The sequence below is a fragment of the Trueperella sp. HMSC08B05 genome, assembly GCF_001808405.1.
GTDB lineage: Bacteria > Actinomycetota > Actinomycetes > Actinomycetales > Actinomycetaceae > Trueperella > Trueperella bernardiae.
Genome location: NZ_KV793230.1, coordinates 44,820 through 66,121 on the forward strand (window position 1 = coordinate 44,820; position 21,302 = coordinate 66,121).

A 21,302-nucleotide genomic window follows, 5' to 3' on the forward strand; every position below is an offset into this window, starting at 1 on the left:
CCAGGTTGCTTAGACAGGACTAGTTGCTCTTCGGAGAGGCGTCAGACTCAACCTTGAGCTCGCCAGACTTGATCTGCTCCTCGAGCTTGATGATCGCATCCTTCAGCTCGGCCGGAACCTTGTCCTCGAAGTTGTGGTACGGAGCGATGGACACGCCACCGTTCTCGAGGGTACCCACGTACGGATCGGACGAGAACGTGCCCTCCGAGCCAGCCTTGATCGTATCCTCGACGGAGGCCGCGATCTCCTTCATGACCGAGGTCAGCATGAGGTCGGCGTAGTCGGGAGCGGTATTGAACCAGTCGGAGTCAACACCGATGAACATGACGTCGCCAGCCTCTTGGGCGGCAGCGGCGGCACCGAGGCCGACCGGGCCGGCAACCGGCATGATGACGTCAGCGCCCTGGTCGATGAACTGCTGGGCCTGCTGCTTGCCGAGAGTCTGGTCATCGAAGGAGTTGGTGAACGCACCGGCCTGCGAAGCCTTGTCCCAGCCGAGAAGCTTGACGGAGGTGCCCATGTCCTCGTTGTACTTGGCCACGCCGTCGGCGAAGCCGTCCATGAAGATGGTGACCGACGGGATCTGCAGGCCGCCGAAGGTGGCGACCGTGCCGGTCTTGGTCATGCCAGCTGCCAGGTAACCGGCGAGGTAGGCGGCCTCGGCGGTGTTGAAGACGAGCGGGCGGCCGTTCTCAACCGTGACGGTGGCGTCGCCGTCGGTGAAGAAGGAGTCGACCAGGCCGAACTCGATGTCCGGGTTGTTCGCAGCGGCATCCTGGAGCGGCTGCTCGAGCAGGAAGCCAACGCCGATGATCATGTTGCAGCCGTCAGCGACCATGGCCTCGACATTCGGCGCGAAATCCGCGTCCGAGGACGACTCGGCCGTCTTGACCTGGATACCGAGCGACTCCTTGCTCTGCATGAGGCCGTTGTATGCGGATTCGTTGAACGAGCGGTCATCCCAACCGCCGGCGTCCGAGACGAGGCAGGCCTTAAAGTTGGACTTGCCCCCTTCCGAACCGTTGTCCCCGCCGCCAGAGCAGGCGCTGAGTGCAAGAGCAGTTGAGGCCAAGACGGCCGCAAACTTCTTGAAATTCCTCACGGATAACTCCTTCGTAACCTTCGTGTGCTACTTTCACTACCCCTGTGCAGTGATCACATCAACTTTAGCGCGCGTGTGCGCGGTTGTCGCACAGTGACGAATCTGTAATCTTTTCGCAATAATCCCGTTTAACAGTTATTAGCTATCTGTGCACTAATGTATGTTCCCGGGATTTTACCGAATTTCGTCCATACCCACGGCAGAAATCTGCTCTACGATAGCTTTCACTTCTTGCGAACACGCAATATTAGTGACGAGAATCGCATTTTCCGACTCGACAATCACCGCATTTTCTAAACCGAGTACGGCAATTGGCTTCGAATGCGTGTACACGAGCGCGCCCGGGGAGTCGATCGCGATCACCGGCTGCGCTCTCCCGCCTGGGGACACGTGCGCGCTCCCGTCCAGTAGCTCTCGCAGCGAGGCGTAGTCGCCGACGTCGGACCAGCCCATCTCCACCGGCACGACGGCGACCCCGCCCATCTCGGCCAGCGGCTCGGCGATCGCGTGGTCGATGGCGATCTTCTTCAGCTCCGGCCAGTGTTCGGCGAGCACGTCCGGCCCCGCCGCCGTGTCGTAGGCCGCCGCGATCGCCATGATCCCCGCGTACAACCCCGGCTGGAAGCGCTCGAGCGCGCCGAGCAGCACCGAGGTCTTGACCACGAACATCCCCGCGTTCCACCGGTACTGATCGGTGGCGAGATACTTGGCGGCCGTGGCGGCGTCGGGCTTTTCCACGAAGCGCTGCACGTGGCGCGCCGTCCCCTCTTCCGCAAGCACCTCCCCCTCGTAGATGTAGCCAAAGCCGGTGGCCGGGTGGTCGGGAGTGATGCCGATGGTGGTGAGGTACCCCATCTCGGCGGCTCGCTCGGCCTCCGCGAGCGCCGCATGGAACGCCGGTACGTCGGCAATGAGGTGATCGGCAGCGAACGATCCGATCACGACGTCCCCCGCACGCTTGGCGATGACGGCCGCGGCGAGCGCGATGGCGGCCATGGAATCGCGCGGTGAGGGCTCGGCGATGATCGCGTCCTCCCCCAACTCGGGCAGCTGGGCGGCCACCGCGTCGCGGTGCGCCACGCCTGTCACCACCGTCACGGTCTCCGACACGGGCGCGAGCCGGTCATAGGTCTGCTGGATGAGCGTGCGCCCGGCCCCCGTGAGGTCGGTGAGGAACTTCGGGTAGTTGCGCCGCGAGAGCGGCCACAGGCGCGTGCCGGCACCGCCGGCGGGAACGATGGCGTGGATCATTGCTCATCCTCAATCACGACGTCGCCCCTCTTGACGGCGGCGTTCTTCGAATTGGTGGTGTAGTGAGTGGAGGCGTAGAAGGCGTCCCACGCCCCATCCTTATAATCCTGGCGGGCCTTGGCGAGCGCGGCCTCGGCCTCGCGCATGCCCTGTTCGGCGGCCTCGATCCGCTTCCGGGCGCGCCGTTCGCGCAGGCCCTTCCACTCCGGGGTCTGCTCGGCGGTGGGCTCGGGCGGGTCGGGGGCGATGATGCCCGAGCGCGGGTCATGCACCCAGCTCTTCGTGTCGGGTACGGATTCCGTGACGTAGTTCGGGGTCTCCTCCAGGTGCTCCACCTGGGAGGGCGTGGGCTTGCCGGGGGCGGGCGGGTTGGCCGCCACGCACGCCGCAACGAGCAGGAGCCGACCGAGGAAGTTGATCCACAGAAGCAGCGTGGCGATCGCGGCGAAACCGGCGAGCAGCGCGTTGTTCGACGCCGAACCCACCACGGCCGTGCCTGCGGTTCTCAGCACGGCTGATCCGATCGCGGCCGTCACCCCGCCGAGTGCCAGGTCACGCAGCGGGGTCTTGACCCCGGACATGACGCGGATGAGGTACATGACCACGGCGGCGTCGATGACGAAGGCCGCCGCGTAGGTGCCGGCCGTGATGAGGGAGTTGCCCGCGCCGCCCGAGATGCCGAGGAAGTCGAAGACCCTCTCCCCAAAGAGCTGGGTGACCGAGACGAGCAGCGTGGTGGACAGCACCCCAAGTCCGAGCACCAGGAATCCCGACAGGTCGAGCAGCTTGGCGGCCACGGCATTGCGGGGGACCATGATGATGCCGAACATCGACTGGATCGTCATGCGCAACCCGCCCATGAGCGAGATCGACGACCATAACAACACGAGCAGCGCAACGAGGGAGGCCAGGTTGAATGGATCCTCCACGATCAGGTCATTCGGATCGAGCAGGCCGCCCGCGTTCGCCTCGGTCTTGAGGATGCCGGGCAGAGCCGTGTCGATCGTGGCGAAGAGGTTTTCGCGCAGCTGATCATTGCCGCCCAGAGTATAGGAGAAGACGGTCAGCCCGATGGTGAGCGCTCCGGCCAGCGCGAACAGCGCCGAGTAGGCGATGCCGCCGGAGAGCTGGGCGCCGCGAGCCACCCCGTAGCGCTGGAAGGCCCGTACGATCCGCAGGTTCATCACCCACTCAACGAGCCGGATGGCCTTGCGCACCGCCACCGGCGGAGGGCTTTTCTTTTCTCGGATCTGCGCGCTCATGTCTCTCCTTAGTCCTGGTAGTCAACGACGAGCGGCGCGTGATCCGACCAGCGCATATCGTACTGGCTGGCCCGATCCACCCGGGCATCGACGGCGAGCGCCGCCAGGTCCGGGGTGGTCATCTGGTAGTCGATGCGCCACCCGGCGTCGTTATCGAAGGCCTTGCCGCGCTGGGACCACCACGTGTATGGGCCCTGCGCCTCGCCCACCAGCGCCCGCTGCGTGTCCACATAGTCGGCGAACCAGCGGTCGAGGTAGGCGATCTCGGAATCGAGCACGCCGGCGGTCTTGTTGTGGTTGGGCTTCCAGTTCTTGATGTCGAGCGGGGTGTGGACGATGTTGAAGTCCCCCGCCACGAGCACGTGCGGGAGGTCGGCCGGGCGCTCGGCCCGTAGCGCGGCCAAGCGCAACGTCACCCTGTCAAGGTGAGAATACTTGGCCGCCATCTTCTCCGCGTTATCCGCCACCCCCGAATGCAGGTAGGCCGAGACGAAGGTGGTGCCCAGCTCCGGCACGTCCACCTCGATCCAGCGCCCAGTATCCACGGCCGGCTCCGCGAGCGCGCCCGCATCGTCCGGTTCCAAACCCGCTTGCAGGCCGCGGCGCACGGCGCCCAGCTCATACTCGGTCTTCACCGCCACCGCCACGCCGGCGCGCCCCTTGAGGGCGGAGGCCTGCTCCACCACGTGGTAGCGATCGCCGATCAGGCCAGCGACCAGCTCCTCGGGCGCGCGCACCTCCTGGAGCAAGATGACGTCCGCGTCCGCGGCCTCGATCCACTCCCCCATGCCCTTGCGGGCGGCTGCACGGATTCCATTGACGTTGACTGTGGCGACAAGCATGCGACCTCCTCGCTCCAAGCATACGGGCTGGCTCCGACATTCGCAGGGGCGGCCGGTGCCGCTACGCCCGTGGCTAACGACGCCGGCGCCCCCGGTTACGTCCGTTTAGACCCGCCCGGCCGCGGCATTCTCCCCGGCCTCGACCACGTTGAGCAGGAGAGTGGCGCGGGTCATCGGCCCCACCCCGCCCGGGTTGGGCGAGAAGTAGCCGGCCACCTCTCGAACCGCCGGGTCGACGTCGCCGATGATCTTGTTCTTGCCCGTTGCAGGATCGAGCCTTCGGGTGACGCCCACGTCGAACACGGCGGATCCGGGCTTGACCATGTCGGGCGTGATGAGTCCGGCCACGCCGGCGGCGGCCACCACGACGTCGGCCTCCCGGGTGTGCCGGGCGAGGTCGCGGGTGCCGACGTGGCAGGCGATGACCGTAGAGCCGACCTTCTCGTGGGTGAGCAGGAGGGAGAGCGGGCGGCCGGCAGTTTGGCCTTGACCCACCACGCACACCACCGCGCCGGCCCACTCGACGCCGTGGCGCTGGCCGAGCTCCACAATGCCGCGCGGAGTGCAGGCGATCGGGGTGGGCAGCTCGCCGCGCGAGGTGGAGGCGAGCCGGCCGACGTTGAGCGGGCTCAGCCCGTCCACGTCCTTCGCCGGCGCCATCGCCTCCACGATCCGCTCCGTGTCGCACTGCGGGGGCAGCGGGAGCTGGACGATGAAGCCGGTGACGGCCGAGGCCTGGTTGAAGTGCTCGACGGCGGCGAGCACGTCCTCGGTGTTGGCCTCCCGTGGTAGCTCGATGCGCAGCGACTGGATGCCGACTTCGGCGCAGTCGCGGTGCTTGGCGTCCACGTAGATCTTCGACCCCGGGTCATCCCCTACGAGGATCGTGCCCAGCCCGAGCACAACTCCGCGCTCGCGCAGGGCGGCCGTGCGCGCGGCGACCTCTTCCTTGATCGAGGCCGCCGTGGCCTTTCCGTCCATGAGGATCATGCGAACTGGTCCAGCCCTTCGTACAGCGGGAAGTCGGCGGCGAGCTTGGCAGTGCGGGCGCGTAGGGCCGCCACGTCCGCATCCTTGCCGTCGCGCAGGGCGGTGGCGATGACGTCAGCGACCTCGCGGAACTCATCCGCGCCAAAGCCGCGGGTGGCAAGCGCCGGGGTGCCGATGCGCAGGCCGGAGGTGACAGCGGCCGGGCGCGGGTCGAACGGCACGGTGTTGCGGTTGACCGTGATGCCGACCTCGTGGAGCAGGTCCTCCCCCTCCTGGCCGTTGAGCTCGGCGTCGCGCAGGTCCACCAGCACGAGGTGGACGTCGGTGCCACCGGAGACCACCGCGATACCCTTCTCGGCCACGTCGGGCTGGGCGAGGCGCTCGGCCAGGATCTTCGCGCCCTCGAGCGTGCGGCGCTGACGGTCTTTGAACTCGGCCGTGGCCGCGATCTTCAGCGCGATCGCCTTGGCCGCCACCACATGCATGAGCGGGCCGCCCTGCTGGCCGGGGAAGACGGCCGAGTTGAGCTTACGGCCGAAGGTCTCCGCGTCACGGGAGAGAATCATGCCGGAGCGGGGCCCGCCGATGGTCTTGTGGATCGTGGTGGTGACGACGTCGGCATAGGGCACCGGGTTCGGGTGCAGGCCGGCGGCCACAAGGCCCGCGAAGTGCGCCATGTCCACCCACAGGTAGGCGCCGACCTCGTCGGCGATGTCGCGGAAGGCCTGGAAGTCGAGGTGGCGCGGGTAGGCCGACCAACCGGCGATGATGAGCTTCGGCTTGTGCTCGAGGGCCTTGGCCCGCACGTCGTCCATGTCGATGAGATACGTGTCGGGCGAGACGCCGTAGGCGACCACGTTGTAGTTCTTGCCCGAGAAGTTGATCTTCATCCCGTGGGTGAGGTGGCCGCCGTGGGAGAGCTCGAGGCCCATGATCGTCTCCCCTGGCTTGAGCAGGGCGTGGTAGATGGCGGCATTCGCCTGGGCGCCCGAGTGCGGCTGGACGTTGGCGTACTCGGCGCCGAACACGGCCTTGGCTCGCTCGATCGCGAGCGATTCGGCCACGTCCACGAACTCGCACCCACCGTAGTAGCGCTTGCCAGGGTAGCCCTCGGCGTACTTGTTGGTCAGCACCGAGCCCTGCGCTTGGAGCACGGCGCGGGGCACGAAGTTTTCGGAGGCGATCATCTCGAGCTGTTCGCGCTGGCGGTTCAGCTCATCATCAAGAACCTTCGCGATGTCCGGGTCGAGGTCGCGCAGCGACTGGTTGAAAAGGTCGGTCATCAGAATCTCCCCATATCTGGCCCGTAGGCCCTATGCGACCACGTGCCCAGGCGAACGACCCGCGGTCAATTCTGTGCCGCTCCCCGGTGGTGACCACCTACGCCAGTCGCGACCCGCCCAGTCTACCCCAGCCCTTCTTCTTGCCGACCGGGCGGTACGAGCTGTGAGACTTACCGTCTTAGAGCGCGAACGACGCCCGAGCCGTGGGCCCGCGTCCCCGGCGCGGCGGGCGATGGTGCGCGGCCGGCGTCGCCCACCAGACGTTTAGGAGAAGATAACGGTGCGGTTGCCGTTCATGAGGATGCGATGCTCGGCGTGCCACTTGACCGCCCGGGAAAGCACCTGGCGCTCGACCTCAGCGCCCTTGGCGCGAAGCTCGCGCTCGTCGTCGTCGTGAGCCACGCGCACCACGTCCTGCTCGATGATCGGGCCCTCGTCCAGGTCGGAGGTGACGTAGTGGGCGGTGGCGCCGATGAGCTTGACCCCGCGCGAGAAGGCCTGCTGGTAGGGGCGGGCCCCCTTGAAGGAGGGAAGGAAGGAGTGGTGGATGTTGATGACGTTGCCGGCCAGGCGCTCGCACAGCTCCGAGGACAGGATCTGCATGTAGCGGGCGAGCACCACCAGTTCCACGCCCTCGTCCTCGATGAGCTGGAGTAGCTCGGCCTCGGCCTCCGCCTTCGTCTCGGCGCTGATCGGGATGTGGATGAAACGCTTGTTGTAGAAGTCGGCCAGCGGCTGGAGAGTGGTGTGGTTACCCACCACGCCCACGATGTCGATGGGCAGGAGCCCTTCGCGGTTTTTCGACAGGAGGTCGGACAGGCAGTGAGCGTCCTTCGTGACCATGACCAGGGTGCGCAGGGGCGCGTCAGCCTCCGACAGCTGGTAGGTCATCTGGTGGTTGGCCGCGAGCTGGGCGAACGCCGCCTCAATCGTGGCCTTTCCGCCGGGCACGCGCGCCCGGATGCGGACGAAGAAGTATCCCGACTCGGGGTCATTGAACTGCTGGGATTCCATGATGTTGCCGCCCACGGAGGCGAGCAACCCGGTGATGGCGTAGGTGATGCCCGGCTTGTCGGGGCACTTTACGGTCAGGATGAGGTCCTCAGTCATTGCAACAGGATAGGACAAAGCGGGCGCGGGGGCGCAATCCGGCCGAAGCTCGGACGGCCCCCGCGCTGCTCTTAGCGGCGCAGGGCCGTGGCGCCGGTGGCCACCGCGGCGGCAGCCACGAGCTTCAGGATGTCGCCGGGAATGAACGGTGTCATGCCAGCGGCGAGCACCTGGGCTGACCAGGGCGCGCCCATGCCCGTGAAGGCCGAGAGCCAGATGAGGCCTGGGATGTACGGCATGGCGAGCGCCACGGCGAAGACCGCCAGGGCGCGCAGACCGGCCAGGGGCTGGCGCGACTGCATCCAGCCCACGAAGGCGGCCGACACGATGAAACCGAGCAGGTAGCCGGTGGACGGGGAGATGCCCGCCGTTCCGGCGGAGAGGATCGGCAGGCCGGCCACGCCCATCGCGCCGTAGATGCTGACGGCCGCGAGGCTGCGCCCGCCGCCGAGGGCCCAGCCCACGAGCACCACTGCGAGAGTCTGCATGGTGACCGGCACGGGCTTGAACGGGATGGCGAGCTGGGCGGCGATCGCGAGCACGACCACTCCGGCGCCGATGGCCAGGGCGTTGCGGGCAATTCCCGCCTTGGTTGTGCGCGCGCCGGCGGAGGCAGCGGGGGCGGAGCTGGCGGGGACGGTTGATGAGTTCTGAGTCATGAGTATTCCTTATTTTTGGTTGATATCTGGCAGACGGCGATGGCGTAGTCGCCGTCGTGGGACAGGGACAGGAGGATGTCGGTATCCCCGAAGGCCTCCTTGATGGCGCTGGTGAGGGCAATGTAGGGGCGGTGGTAGGGGTCGGAGAGGACCTGGATCTCGGTGAGGTTGACGTCCTGTTCCGCGATCAGGGGCGGACGGCCGACGAGCGTCGAGGACCAGGCCTTGATGAAGGCCTCCTTGCCGGCCCAGCGGGCGGCGAGGTGGTGGGCGACGTCGGCGCCGGTAGCCGCCGCCCGCCGCCGGGCTCCGCGCATCTCGGCCCCGGAGAAGACCTGGGCCATGTGCGTGCCCGGCGCGGCGAGCTGCTCGGCAAACGTGGGGATGTGGACCAGGTCCACCCCCAGCCCGCTAGGCATAGAGCCCATCCTCGCCAAGGCGGGCCGCCGGGTCGAGGAGCATCGCTGCCTCTACCTCGTGCGGGTCGTAGCCGGGACGCTCCGCGCCGAAGCGACGCGAGGCGATCGGCTCGAACAGGGCCCGATTGCCCACCATGCCCTGCTCGAGGTGGCGGGCGCCGGCCTTGAGGCGAGCCTCCGCCTGAGCGCGCCACGCATCGGCGGCCTGGCAACCGTGCGCCCGCCGAATCGCAGCCTCGAAGGCGCCCGGGTGAAGGATCGCCAGGAGAGAGGACACGTGGCCAAATCCGAGCGAGGTAGCCATCGCCGCCTTGATCTGGCCCCGCTTGCCGAGGTCGAGTGGCTCGCGGAGCCACACGAGGAAGGGGTCCTCAGCAAAGACCGGGTCGAGGTTATCTAGCGAACGATTGCCCGGCACCACGCCGGTGGCGAGCACCTCGGTCAGGCCCGCGATCTGGAAGAGTGCCGCGCCACCCTTCGAGTGCCCGGTCAGCGTCTTTTGTGAGATGACGTGCAGCGGATTGCCCGCGCTGCGCCCGAGCGCCCGGGCGAGGCGAACGTGGAGCTCGGCCTCGTTGGGATCGTTGGCGTTCGTGGAGGTGTCGTGCTTGGACAGCACTGCGACGTCGTCCACGCTCGCCCCGAGTGCCTCGAGCTGGCGGGCCAGGCGGGAATCCCGTCCGCCGAGTCCGGCCGCGAGCGCGCCGAGCCCGGGAGCGGGGATGGAGGTGTGGGCTCCGTCGGCGAAGGTCTGGACGTAGCCGACCACGCCGTAGACGGGCAGGCCCATCTCGAGGGCGAGGTCGCCGCGGGCGATGAGCACGGTGCCGCCGCCCATGGCTTCCACGAAGCCGCCGCGGCGCAGGTCGCCGGCGCGGGAGAAGAAGCGGTCGGCGATCCCCTGGGCCTCGAGCGAGGCGGAGTCCGCGGTGGCGTTCATGAAGCCGAAGCCCTCGAGGGACTCCACCGACAGGTCATCCACCGCGCCGGTGACCACGAACTTCGCCTTGCCGGCTGCGATCTTGTCCACGCCATCCTCGAGTGAGACAGCGGCCGAGGCGCACGCCGCCACCGGCTGGACCATGGCGCCGTAGCCGCCCACGTAGGTCTGCATGGTGTGTGCGGCAACCACGTTCGGCAGGGTCTCTTGCAGGATGTCCTGCGGGATATCCTCCCCGCGGAAGCGCTCCACGAACAGCTTGCGCATCGAGCTCATTCCGCCAAAACCGGTGCCCTGAGTGGAGCCGACCTCGGTGGGGTGAATGTGGGCCAGCAGCTCGGCCGGGGTGAAGCCGGCGGAGATGAAGGCGTCGACCGTGGTCAGCAGGTTCCACACCGCCATCTTGTCCACCGATTCCACCATCGACTGCGGGATGCCCCAGCGGGTGGGGTCGAAGTCAGTGGGCAGCTGGCCGGCCACGAAGCGGGACAGGGTGGTCTTGCGCGGTACGAGCGCGGTGGCGCCCTTGATGCGGGTCACCGACCACTCCGACTCTCCCGGTTGCGGGGCTGCGACCTGCGTGAACTGCGGGTCGGCCGCCTCGTAGGCGCGTGCCTCGGCCTCGGTGGCCACCGTGAAGGTGACGGGCTTGTCGAGGAAGACGGTCACCATGTCCACCGTGCCGCCGGCCTGAATCGGGCCGTCGTCGGTGAGGCGGCGGATGCCGGAGCGGGCCACCACCTCGTCCCGGTAGCGCTCGAAGATCTCCTCCTCGGGCACCAGGTTGTCTTCGGCATCGTACCAGCCGGCCTTCGGCGATTCGTGCCAGGTGAGCAGACCGGTCATCCACGCCAGTTCGAGCACGCCCGCAGCGGTGAGGTCCACGTCGCCGTCGGCCCTGATGCCGAGCTCGGCGGCGTGGCGGGTGCGGGCCGAGCCCCACGGGCCCACCTCGCCTACCCCCACGATGACGATCGTGTCCTCGGGGCGGGCGGTGCCACTGCCCCACACATCGGCGTACTCGGGCAGGCCCATCACCTGCGGGCGCGGCAGTGCCGAAATGGTGCCGCCCTGGCGCTCGGAGCTAGTCGCGGCCGCGGGCGCGGCCTCGATCTGGCGGGTGAGCTCGGCGAGGTTGATGTTCGACAGACCGCCGGTGAGGTCGGCGTCGATCGGAGCGCTCGCCGCGCGCTCCCGCGCGTCGTCGGTGGCAAGGGCGATCAGCTCGCCCGCGATCTCGGAGGTGGACCACGTGCGCACGCCGCGCTCCTCCACGGCCGCGACCAGCGGGTCGTTGCCGCCCATGAGGCCGGTGCCGCGCACCCACCCGATGCGGGCATGGGCCAGGCTCACGCGCTGCGCCCACGGCTCCACGTGCCACTTGTTCACCACGGCGTCGAAGGCTGCCTTGACCTCGCCGTAGGCGCCGTCGCCGCCGAAGGTTCCGCGGTTGGGCGAGCCGGGCAACACGGCGTGGAGGCGGTGGCCCACCACGGTGTCCGCGCCGATGGCGGCGAGCCCGGTGAGCAAGCGCTCCACGCCCCACAGCATGAGGCGGGTCTGGATCTCAGCCGCGCCCCCGGCGTCGCTCATCATGCCGAACACGCGCGGCGCGGCGAACGGGAAGAGGAGGTCGGGGATCATCGCGGACTTCTTCTCCACGGTCGCCCCACCCACGGTCTCGCGCACGGGGTTTCCGATCCAGTCCACGAGCGCGTCGATGTCGCGGTAGGAGGCGAGGTTGGCGGGCACGAGCCACAGGGCCGCGTCCCCGCGCGCGTTCTCGCGGTAGATCTTGCGCCCGGCGAGTAGGCGCGCCTGGTCCACGCGGGAGGCGGTGGCGATGACGGTCGCGCCGCCGGCGAGCAGGCGTGCCACGACGCCGCCGCCGATAGACTCCGGCGTCATGCCCGTGACCACCGCGACCTTGCCGGAGAACTCCCCGGCGCTCTCGTCACGCGCGGTGGTCGCCACCTGGAGCAGACGCACGCGGTCGGCGTCGGACGCGGCGATGTCCGCGTAGTACTCGGCCTGGCGGGCCACCTCGGCACCAGTGCCCACGAAAGTGGCCTCGGCGGGAAGCTCGGCGGCGCCGGCCGCGAATCGGGCGAGGTCCTCGCGGGCACTCGCCCAACGGTCGTTGAGGAGCACGGCCTTCTTCGCGTCGAAGGCGGGCGCCACCTGGGATACCCAGTTCGCGCCGAGCTCGGCGCTCACGGCCTCCACCACGGCCTCGTCGCTGGCCTCGTTAGCCGCAACGGGGGCGGCGTCGCCGAGGCGGGCCAGCAGGTCGCGGGCGTTGTCGGCGAGGATGGTGGTGATGTGGGAGGAGAAGGCGTCGAGTGCCGCGGAATCCACGACCCCGCCGCTCGCCCCGCCTGCGCTCGGCTTGACCACGTTCACCCCGCGCAGGGCGCCCACGCGTTCCACGGCGGCGTCGATGAGGGAGTCGACCTCGGCGGCTGTGGCGGGTGAACCGGGCAGACCGGCCAGCTCCCCGCCGCGGGCGGACTTGCCCTCGCGGGTCTCGAGCAGTAGCACCGCGGTGGTCCACGCACCCCAGCCGTGGCCAAGCGCCCATGCCTCGCGGACGCGGGCGCCCACACGGTCGGGCTTGACGCCGGCCGCGCCAAACAGCTTGCGCAACCTGTCGCCGATCGCATCGGACAGGACGGGCCCGAAGGGCTTGTAGTTGTGGGCGAGCTTGTTGACCGTGGCCGACAGCTCGGCCACGCTCGCGTCCGCCGCACCGTCGATGGCCGTGAGGCCGAGTTCGGCGGACATGTCCATGAGCACCTGGTTGCGCTTGGAGGACACGCCGTTCGTCAGCGACTCCACCGTGTCGGCCGCACCCACCTGGTCGAGGTTGATCTTGTTCGACTCCGCCAGCAGCACCGTAATCGCGTCCGCCGCCGCGAACGCCAGGTCCTCCGGCGACGCCGTGGCCGCACCTACCTGCGCGGGTGCGGCGTGCGGTTCGGGTGCGGGCTGGGTCGGCTCGGGAGCCACGGGGACCTGCGTTGCGGGGGCCTCGCCAGCCTGCGCCTGTGCCTCCGCGATCTCATCTGCCGCTTCGGGCTCGGCCGCGACCGCTTGGTCGGTGAAGTAGACGGGGGCGGCATCGCGCTGGACGTTGGCCACCGCCACGGAGGCCGAGGCGTGGCGCGGCTGGGCGAGGGTCTTGGCGGCGAGGTTAGCCAGCGTCGGTGCGGCCCCAAGGCCGACCTCCACGAAGCTCTCCACGCCGGCCCCGTCCGGGCGCGGGGTAAAGAGGTAGTCCTGGGTTTCGATCCAGCGCACCGGGGAGGCGAACTGCCAGGCCAGGAGCTCGACCAGCAGCTCGCGCGTGATCGTCCCCGCCTCGGAGGCGAGGTCGACGTCGTCCCAGCGCTCGCGCAGAGCCCGCACCGAGTCGGCAGGCACCACCTCGAGGATAGAGTCAAGGAAGTCGGCGGTCAGCTCGAAGGGGCGGGCCACGAGGTTGGGGATGTAGCGCCCCACGAGCACCGCCGGGTCGATCTGCTCCGGCAGGAGGCCCTGCAGGAGCTCGCGGAAGTCCGCCACCCCGCCGCGCAGCACACTGGAGTGGAACGGTACGTCGATGCCGGGCACGAGCATGAAGGGCCTGCGCCCGCCGGCCTCCTCGGTTCGGCGTTCGGCGTCGGCCGCGAGCGCGGCCAGGCCCGCCACCGTGCCGGCGATCGAGTACTGTTCGCCGGCCAAGTTGTAGTTGACGATCTCGATGAACTCCCCGCTCGCCTCGGCGATCGAGGCGACGTAGGCGGCCACGTCGGCGTCGCCCACCCCGAACTGGTTGGGGCGCAGAGCGGCCATCTGGTAGTTCGAGCGGCCCTCGGCATCGCGCGGCACGAGGTTGTGCATGGTCGAGCCGCGGTGGAAGACGATCTCGATGACGGTCTCGAGCGGGAAGATGCCGGCGTAGGCGGACAGGGCGTTGTACTCGCCAAGCGAGTGGCCCGCAAGGTAGGCGCCCTCCACGAGCACGCCGGCCTCGCGCAGGCGCTCGCTCTGGGCGAAGGCAACGGTCGCGAGTGCCACCTGAGTGAACTGGGTCAGGTTGAGCACGCCCTGCGGGTGGCGGTAGGCCACGCCGCCGGCGATGATCTCGGTGGGGTTGTCGCGCACGATTGTCAGGATCGAGAAGCCGAGCGCGGAGCGGGTGTGGGCATCGGCGCGCTCCCACACGTCGCGGGCGGCTGGCGAGGTGGCGCGCTCGTCGAGCGTCATGCCCTGGCTCTGCACTCCCTGGCCCGGGTAGACGTAGGCGGTGACGGCCGGGGTGACGTGGGCCGAGGCGACGGAGACCACGTTCTTGTTCACGCGGCAGGTCACCTCGAGGATGAGCCCGCCGGCGTCAACCACCCCCACGCGCTCCACGCTGATCTCCACCTCGTCGTTCAGGTCCACGGTGCCGTACATGCGGTAGGTCCACCCGGCGATGTGCCAGCGCTTGCCGTCCTCGCCCGTGGCGCTGACCGCGTGCTGGGCCGCGGCGCACAGCCACATCCCGTGCACGAGCGGCGCGTCCATGCCGGCCACCTTCGCGGCCCGGTAGGAGGTGTGGATGGGGTTATAGTCGCCCGAAACCATTGCAAACGGCGTCATGTCCGCCGGCGCGGTCACGGTGACATGGCGCAGCAGCGAGCGCGGCGTGTCACGGATCTCGCGCTCCACCTCGCCCGCGTACGGCGGGTCGGCGGGCAGGTCCGTGCCGAACACTCGCCCGCGGATCGCGAAGCGCTCGGTGAACGCGCCCACCCGCTCCCCGTCGTGGCTGAGCTCGGTTTCGACGACAACAACCCGGCCCGAGCTCGACTCGGTCAGCGACGTGCAACGCGAGCGCGCGTCAAGGTGGTCAAGGCCCGCGAGCCGATCGGTATCGAGGTCCTCGGTGTGGTCGAGGTGGACCGCGTTGAGCAGGCCCTCGATGACGGGGTAGTCCCCCACGAAAGCCGAGCCGAGGGCGGCGTAGATAGAGGGCCAACACATGCCAAGCACCGCCGAGGGCACGATCGGCGCGAGCTTGTAGCCGGGCAGGTCGGCAGTGACGCCGGCGTGCAGGGCGCCAAGTTCGGGGCGCAAGGAGAAGCGGTAGTGGGCCTCGCCGAACTGTGAATCAGCCGAGTCGGTGATGGCGGGCAGCTCGCCGATGTGGTCGCCCAGCACGTTCTGCGCCCCCACACCGGCCGTAACCGCGAGGAGAGCGAACATGGCCGCGGGCAGCCGCTCGTCGTCGACCACCGGGATCGCGCCGGTCGAGGCGCCGGCCGGGATGCGGAACGGCACGCGCAACTCGCGCACGGCGTGCTGGCGGACCCCGCTGCCATCCCACAGGGTGTCGAGGTGGATGACCATGTCATAGCCGGCGTCGGTGGCCACGATGTCGTAGTTCTCGACCACGCGGGCGGGGTTGGTGATGACATGGCCGTGCCAGGAGATCTTCTCCGCCCCGCGCAGGTAGTCCTCCACCGTGGCAAACGCGCGCGAGAAGCGGCGCTCACCCGCCTCGCCCCCGAGCGCCTCAATCGTGGCGTCCTCGTAGCGGGCGAGGATCGTGGCCACGGGCTCGTTGACCGTGGCGATGCCGGCCACCGACACCGGGCCGGGGATGATGCGCACCTGATCGGCGGTGTAGCGCGGATCGTGGGACTGCCACAGGCCGTCCGTGCCCCACGAGCGCAACAGATCAGCGTCAATGATCGACACGAAGGGCACCGGCTTGGGGTACTTGCGGCACAGCTCCACGAACCAGGCCGCATCGAAGGTGGTGACCTCCACGCGCTCGGCGTCGGGGTAGGCGGCCACAATCTTGTCGATGGCCGCGGCCGGGTCGGCGACCGCCTCCACGCTATCGAACATCGACACGAGCTCGCCGGAGTCCTGGGGCGAGAGGCGGGCCTCCACGCGCTGGGCCAGCTCGAAGAAGCGCTGGGCCCACGACGGGTCGGTGAACGGGTAGGACAGCTCGGCGAAGCGGCGCAGCACCTCGGCGTACGTCATGTCCTCCAGGTCGCCGAAGTAAGGCTTGGCGGTGGCGTCGATCGCCCCGATGATTTCGGCGCGGCGGGTGACGAGCGCCTCGGGGTCGGAGGCAACCTCCACGATGAGCCGGGCGGCGCGCGAGGCGGAGTTCTCGATCTCATACATGTCCGCCAACAGGTGCGACAGGCCGGAGGTCACCCCACCGTCCACGGCGCCCTGGCCCACCCATCCGGCGTTGCGATCCACGGGAACGCCGGCGGTGTCGACGAGGAGCTGCTTGACGTCGTCGTTGGTCTTGGCCTCACGCGCGGTCATCGCGGCAGTGCCGATCATGATCGCGTCCACGGGCATGGGCACCGGGCCATGCTCGAGCGCCCACGTGCCGGTGAGGAAGCCTGCGGCGCGTTCGGGCACGCCCAGACCGCCGCCCACGATGAGCACCGTGTTGTCCTGCGCGCGGATCTCGGCATAGGTGTCGAGCAGCAGCTGATCGAGGTCCTCCCACGAGTGGTGGCCTCCGGCGTGCCCGTCCTCGACCATGATGAGGATCGGGGCGGTGGTGGCGCGGGCGATCTTCAGCACCTGGCGGATCTGCCCGATCGTGCCGGGCTTGAAGGCCACGTACGTAAATCCTTCGCCGCGCAGGCGCTCGACCAGCTCCACGCCCTCCTCGGTCTCGGGAATGCCGGCCGAGATCACGACCCCGTCCAGCGGGGCTCCACTTTGGCGGTTACGGGAGACGATGTGCTGGGTGCCGAACTGGAGGTTCCACAGGTAGCGGTCCATGAACATCGCGTTGAACTGGGCGGTGCGGCCCTCCTCGAGCCCGGCAACCAGCCCGGCGAGGTTCTTCTCGAAGACCTCCTCCGTGACCTGCCCGCCTCCAGCCATCTCCACCCAGTATCCGGCGTTCGCGGCGGCGGCCACGATCTCGGGTTCCACGGTGGTGGGGGTCATGCCGGCGAGCAGCACGGGGGCACGGCCGGTCAGGCGCGTGAAGCGGGTGTCGACCACCACGCGCCCGTCGTCGATCATGGCGAGCTTCGGGGCGAACGCGGACCAGTCCTCTCCCGGCACCCAGGCATCCTTCGTGGCAAGCGCGTCGCGCGCGTCAGCAGAGCCCGCGTTCACGACGCCGATGCCCCGCCCACGCGCGTTGTCCCGCGTGATTCGGGCCAGGCCCGTGCCGGGGCCAAGGTCGACCACCCAGCCAACGCCCTTAGTTGCCTCGGCAAAGACACTGTCCCAGTCAAGGCGGTCGGTGAGGACGGCGGCGGCCAGGCGCTCGACGTCGTGCATGTCGATGGGATCGGTGGCATCCTCGGCCCAGCCGCAGGCCCGCACCCAGGCGAGCACCTGCTCGAGCGCGGGCGCGAGCAGGGCGGAGTGGAAGGGCGCGGAGACGTCGAGGAACTCGGTGATCGGGGTCAGGGCAGCGCCGCCGATCGTCTTCTCGGTGCGAGCCTTGGCCTCGGCACTGGCGAGGGCGTCGAGGTCGCGGCGCACTGCCTCAAGCGAGGCGGGCAAGCCGGCCAGGGTGAAGGAGGTGGCCGTGTTGCGGATGGCGATCTGGGCGCCGTGACGGGCGGCCACCTCGGACAGCACACGCTCGGGCACGTCGCGCACGGCCAACATCGGGGTGAGCTCGCCGAAGCGGGAGGCACCCTCAGCACGGGTGGCCTGGGTGGCCGCGGCGCCAATCAGGCGGGCCAGGGCGAGGACGTGGGCCTTGTGCTCGGAGGCGAGCATGTGAACGGCGAGCACGCCCTGCGAGTGGCCAACCACCGCCTGCGGCTGCGCGCCGAGCGGGAGGTCGAGGTAGGAACCATACTGGGCCAGCAAGATGCCGGGCACGGAGGCGAAGGCCTCGCCCGAGGTGGTGGCCAGCAGGTCGAGCGGGCCGGCGCAGATGCGGGTCAGCTCGGGCAACACCGAGGCCAGCAGCTCCTCGGCGCGGGCCTGAAGCCGCTCGAGGGTGTCGCGGATCGCCGGATCCTCGGCCGCCTCGGCGAGGGCGGCACGCCACGGGGTGGCCTGGCCGGCGAACTGGAGGACGTAGGGGTCATGAATCTCGTACATGTTTCTCCTTGGGCTACATCGGCATGTTGCCGTGTCGGGCAGGGCCCTGGTGGATGGTGGTTTTGGACTGGAGGGCCTCGAGCGAGACCGCGATGGTGGAGCGGGTGGCGTTCGGGGCAATGATGCCATCGAGCTCGCCGCGTGCCACGGACAGGTAGGGGTTGACGTTCTCGCGGGTGTAGCGGGCGGACAGCTCGGCGAACACCTCGTCGCCACGACCCTCAGCCTCGGCGGCCTTAAGCTCACGGCGGTGGACGATCGCCACGGCGCCGTCGGCCCCGAGCACCGCGATTTCGGCGCCGGGCCAGGCGTAGACGAGGTCCCCGCCCAACGACTTGGAGCCCATGACGATGTAGGCCCCTCCGTAGGCTTTACGCAGTATGACGGTCACCAGCGGCACCGAGGCGGTGGCATAAGACCAGATGAGCTTCGCGCCGCGGCGAATAATACCGGCTTGCTCCTGCTCGGTGCCCGGCCGGTAGCCCGGCACGTCCACCAGCGTGACCACGGGGATCTTGAAGGCGTCGCAGAACTGAACGAAGCGGGCCGCCTTCTCCGAAGCGTCCACGTCGAGCGTGCCGGCGTCGTGCAGTGGTTGGTTCGCCACGATCCCCACCGAGCGGCCCTCGATGCAGGCGAAGCCGATCACGATGTTGCGGGCGAAGAACTCCTGGATCTGCACGAACTCGCCATAGTCCACGATTGCTTCGATAACTTCGACGACGTCGTAGGGCACCTTCGTCGATTCGGGTACCAGGGCCGACAGGTCCGCGGGGGCCGCAGGCGCGAGCGCCAGGTCGAAGTCGTAGGCGGGGACCTGGTCGTCGCAGTTGGCTGGCAGGTAGGTGAGAAGCGTGCGGGTGTAGTCGAGCGCGTCCTCCTCGTCCTCGGCCAGGTAGTGGGCCACGCCGGACTGGAAGTTGTGGACCTGCGCCCCGCCGAGGTCGGCGAAGGAGACGTCCTCGCCCGTCGTCGCCCGCACCACGTCCGGGCCGGTGACGAACATGTGCGAGGTCTCGCGGGTCATGATAATGAAGTCGGTCAAGGCCGGGGAGTACACCGCTCCCCCAGCGCACGGGCCGAGGATCAACGAGATCTGCGGGATAACGCCGGAGGCGGCGCACGTGCGCTTGAAGATGCGTCCGTACTGGCCAAGGGCCACCACGCCGTCCTGGATGCGCGCGCCGCCCGAATCCATGATCCCGATCACGGGGATACGCAGGGACAGTGCCTTGTCAATCGTGGCGATGATCTTGTTACCCTCGGCCTCGCCGAGCGTGCCGCCCTGCACCGAGAAGTCCTGGGCGTAGACGGCCACGCGCCGCCCGCCGATCGTGCCCAGCCCGCACACCACCGCCGCGCCGGCAAAGCCCTGGGCCACATTCCCGCCCACGAACTGGCCGATCTCGGAAAAACTGCCCTCGTCCAGGAGGGTGGCGATGCGCTCGCGGGCCGTGAGCTTTGACTTGGCGTGCTGGCGCTCGAGCGCCTTGCCCTCCGCCTTCACCGAGAGCGAGGCGGCGTAGGCGATGAAGGCCTCCCGGTCGATCTCGCGCGAGGTAGTGTCAATCGTTAAGGATTCGTCAACAATGTGAGACATGGTCACTCCTTCTCTTCGGGGGTGATGGTCAGCAGGGCGGTGCCGGCCGCCACGTTCGAGCCGGCCTCCACGGCCACGTCCTCCACTCGGCCGGCCAGCGGGGCATAGACGTAGCTCTCCATCTTCATGGACTCGAGCACCACCAGCAGGTCTCCTTCGGCGACGACGGCACCCGGCTCCGTCACCACCCGCACCACGATCGCCTGGATCGGCGAGCGGACGTCGCCGCTGGCCGCCTCTCCAGCCTCTGGCACCGTCCTGGAGCGAGAGGAGCGGCGCAGGGGCTGAGGACGCGGGGTTTGGGGCGCTCCCTGGGCGAACATGCCTTTGGGCACGGTGAGGGTGGCCTGACGCCCGTCGATCTCGATGGTAAAGGTCTGCCGCTCGGCGGGCGCCTCCGCGGGGGCGGGCGCCGGCGTCGTGCCAGCGTGCTCGGCATGCTCGGCGTTCCAGGCGGGGAGGAAGGACTCCTCGAACCAGCGCGTGGAGTAGTGGAGGGCGGCGAAGTCGGGGTCGGCGATGATGTCACGGTAGAGCGGGACCGGGGTGGCCAGCCCGTCCAGGCGGAACTCGCCGAGTGCGCGCAGGGAACGGGCGATGGCGGCGTCGCGCGTGGGAGCAGTGACGATGACCTTGGCGAGCATCGAGTCGAAACCGGAGGTAACGACGTCGCCGGCCACCACCCCGGTCTCGATACGAACGCCGTGGCCGAGCGGCCAGGTGAGGGCCGCGACGGTGCCCTGCGAGGGTTGCATGTCGCGCGCCGGGTCCTCGCACGTGATGCGGAACTCGAAGGAATGCGCGCGCGGGGATGGGACCGGGCTGATGGCCTCGCCGCGGGCGATACGGATCTGCTCGGCCACAAGATCAAGGCCCGTGATCTCCTCGGACACCGTGTGCTCCACCTGCAAGCGCGGGTTGACCTCGAGGAAGAAGATCTCCTCCCCCACGAGGAACTCGCACGTGCCCAGCCCCACGAAGCCGGCCCCGTCGAACAGGGCTTGCGAGTAGCGCTCGAGCGTCGCCTCCTGTTCGGTCGTGAGCCCAGGCGCGGGGGCCTCCTCGATGAGCTTTTGGTTGCGGCGCTGGACCGAGCAGTCACGCGTGGAGACCACGGCGAAGTTGCCGTGGACGTCGCGCATGCACTGAGTCTCTACGTGCCGTGCGGTCTCGAGGAACTTCTCCACAAACACGCCCTGCGGGTCGGGGCCGGCGGCCTGGAAGAAGTGGTCGAGCCCGGCGTCGTCGCGAATGATGGTGATGCCGCGCCCACCGCCCCCGTCGGCCTTCTTCGTTACGACCGGGTAGCCCCAGCGGGCCACAAAGTCCTCCACCTCGGCCCGGCCGCTGATCTGCTCGGAGATACCCGGCACCGGCTGGACGCCAACGCGCTCGGCCAGCTGGCGAGCGCTGATCTTGTCCCCCAGCTCGCGCAGCGTGTCCGCCGACGGCCCAATCCACGTCAGGCCCGCAGCCACGACGGCCTCGGCGAACTCTGGACTTTCGGAGAGGAAGCCGTAGCCGGGGTGGACGGCGGCGGCGCCGGTGGCGCGCGCGAGCTCGATGAGCTTGTCACCGTTCATGTAGGTCTCGGCCAGCGTGTCGCCACCGAGTGCGTGGGCCTCACCGGACGCGCGCGTAAACGGGGTGTCGAAGTCGGCGTCCGCGTAGCCGACCACGGTGTCGATTCCCAGCTCCGTAGCCGTGCGGATCACGCGCAGGGCGATCTCGGAGCGGTTGGCGATGAGGATCTTCATTGAGG

At 68.9% G+C, this 21,302-nt stretch carries 12 protein-coding genes; all 12 read right to left on the reverse strand.

Annotated features, from left to right (window positions below):
• Positions 1 to 19 precede the first annotated feature (19 nt).
• The 12 genes from HMPREF3167_RS00925 to HMPREF3167_RS00980 all read right to left on the reverse strand — a co-directional run bounded on the left by HMPREF3167_RS00925 (position 20) and on the right by HMPREF3167_RS00980 (position 21,297).
• Positions 20 to 1,102 carry a BMP family lipoprotein gene (locus HMPREF3167_RS00925; RefSeq protein WP_062613918.1) on the reverse strand — a complete coding sequence of 361 codons (1,083 nt, stop codon included), beginning with the start codon at positions 1,100 to 1,102 and terminating at the stop codon, positions 20 to 22.
• A gap of 174 nt (positions 1,103 to 1,276) precedes the next feature.
• Positions 1,277 to 2,353, reverse strand: a complete 1,077-nt coding sequence (locus HMPREF3167_RS00930; RefSeq protein ID WP_070444937.1) for a mannose-1-phosphate guanylyltransferase — start codon at positions 2,351 to 2,353, stop codon at positions 1,277 to 1,279.
• Positions 2,350 to 3,615 (reverse strand): YihY/virulence factor BrkB family protein, encoded by a 1,266-nt coding sequence (locus HMPREF3167_RS00935; protein WP_062613916.1) that lies wholly within the window; start codon positions 3,613 to 3,615, stop codon positions 2,350 to 2,352. The genes HMPREF3167_RS00930 and HMPREF3167_RS00935 overlap by 4 nt, the downstream gene beginning before the upstream one ends.
• A gap of 8 nt (positions 3,616 to 3,623) precedes the next feature.
• Complete coding sequence (locus HMPREF3167_RS00940) at positions 3,624 to 4,457, reverse strand: exodeoxyribonuclease III (RefSeq protein WP_062613915.1); 834 nt, start codon at positions 4,455 to 4,457, stop codon at positions 3,624 to 3,626.
• A gap of 105 nt (positions 4,458 to 4,562) precedes the next feature.
• On the reverse strand, positions 4,563 to 5,447 hold the full coding sequence (locus tag HMPREF3167_RS00945; protein ID WP_068538479.1) for a tetrahydrofolate dehydrogenase/cyclohydrolase catalytic domain-containing protein: 885 nt from the start codon (positions 5,445 to 5,447) through the stop codon (positions 4,563 to 4,565).
• Positions 5,444 to 6,730 (reverse strand): serine hydroxymethyltransferase, encoded by a 1,287-nt coding sequence (gene glyA, locus HMPREF3167_RS00950; RefSeq protein ID WP_068538480.1) that lies wholly within the window; start codon positions 6,728 to 6,730, stop codon positions 5,444 to 5,446. The genes HMPREF3167_RS00945 and glyA overlap by 4 nt, the downstream gene beginning before the upstream one ends.
• Positions 6,731 to 6,994: 264 nt before the next feature.
• On the reverse strand, positions 6,995 to 7,840 hold the full coding sequence (purU, locus tag HMPREF3167_RS00955) for a formyltetrahydrofolate deformylase (RefSeq protein WP_062613912.1): 846 nt from the start codon (positions 7,838 to 7,840) through the stop codon (positions 6,995 to 6,997).
• Positions 7,841 to 7,911: 71 nt separating this feature from the next.
• Positions 7,912 to 8,499: a biotin transporter BioY gene (locus HMPREF3167_RS00960; protein ID WP_062613911.1), complete on the reverse strand. Its 588-nt coding sequence runs from the start codon at positions 8,497 to 8,499 to the stop codon at positions 7,912 to 7,914.
• Positions 8,496 to 8,918 (reverse strand): holo-ACP synthase AcpS, encoded by a 423-nt coding sequence (locus tag HMPREF3167_RS00965; RefSeq protein ID WP_068538482.1) that lies wholly within the window; start codon positions 8,916 to 8,918, stop codon positions 8,496 to 8,498. The genes HMPREF3167_RS00960 and HMPREF3167_RS00965 overlap by 4 nt, the downstream gene beginning before the upstream one ends.
• On the reverse strand, positions 8,911 to 17,940 hold the full coding sequence (locus HMPREF3167_RS00970) for a type I polyketide synthase (RefSeq protein WP_070444947.1): 9,030 nt from the start codon (positions 17,938 to 17,940) through the stop codon (positions 8,911 to 8,913). The genes HMPREF3167_RS00965 and HMPREF3167_RS00970 overlap by 8 nt, the downstream gene beginning before the upstream one ends.
• Positions 17,941 to 17,953: 13 nt before the next feature.
• Positions 17,954 to 19,540, reverse strand: a complete 1,587-nt coding sequence (locus tag HMPREF3167_RS00975; RefSeq protein WP_070444950.1) for an acyl-CoA carboxylase subunit beta — start codon at positions 19,538 to 19,540, stop codon at positions 17,954 to 17,956.
• Between the two features lie 2 nt (positions 19,541 to 19,542).
• Complete coding sequence (locus HMPREF3167_RS00980; protein ID WP_083281007.1) at positions 19,543 to 21,297, reverse strand: acetyl/propionyl/methylcrotonyl-CoA carboxylase subunit alpha; 1,755 nt, start codon at positions 21,295 to 21,297, stop codon at positions 19,543 to 19,545.
• Positions 21,298 to 21,302 lie beyond the last annotated feature (5 nt).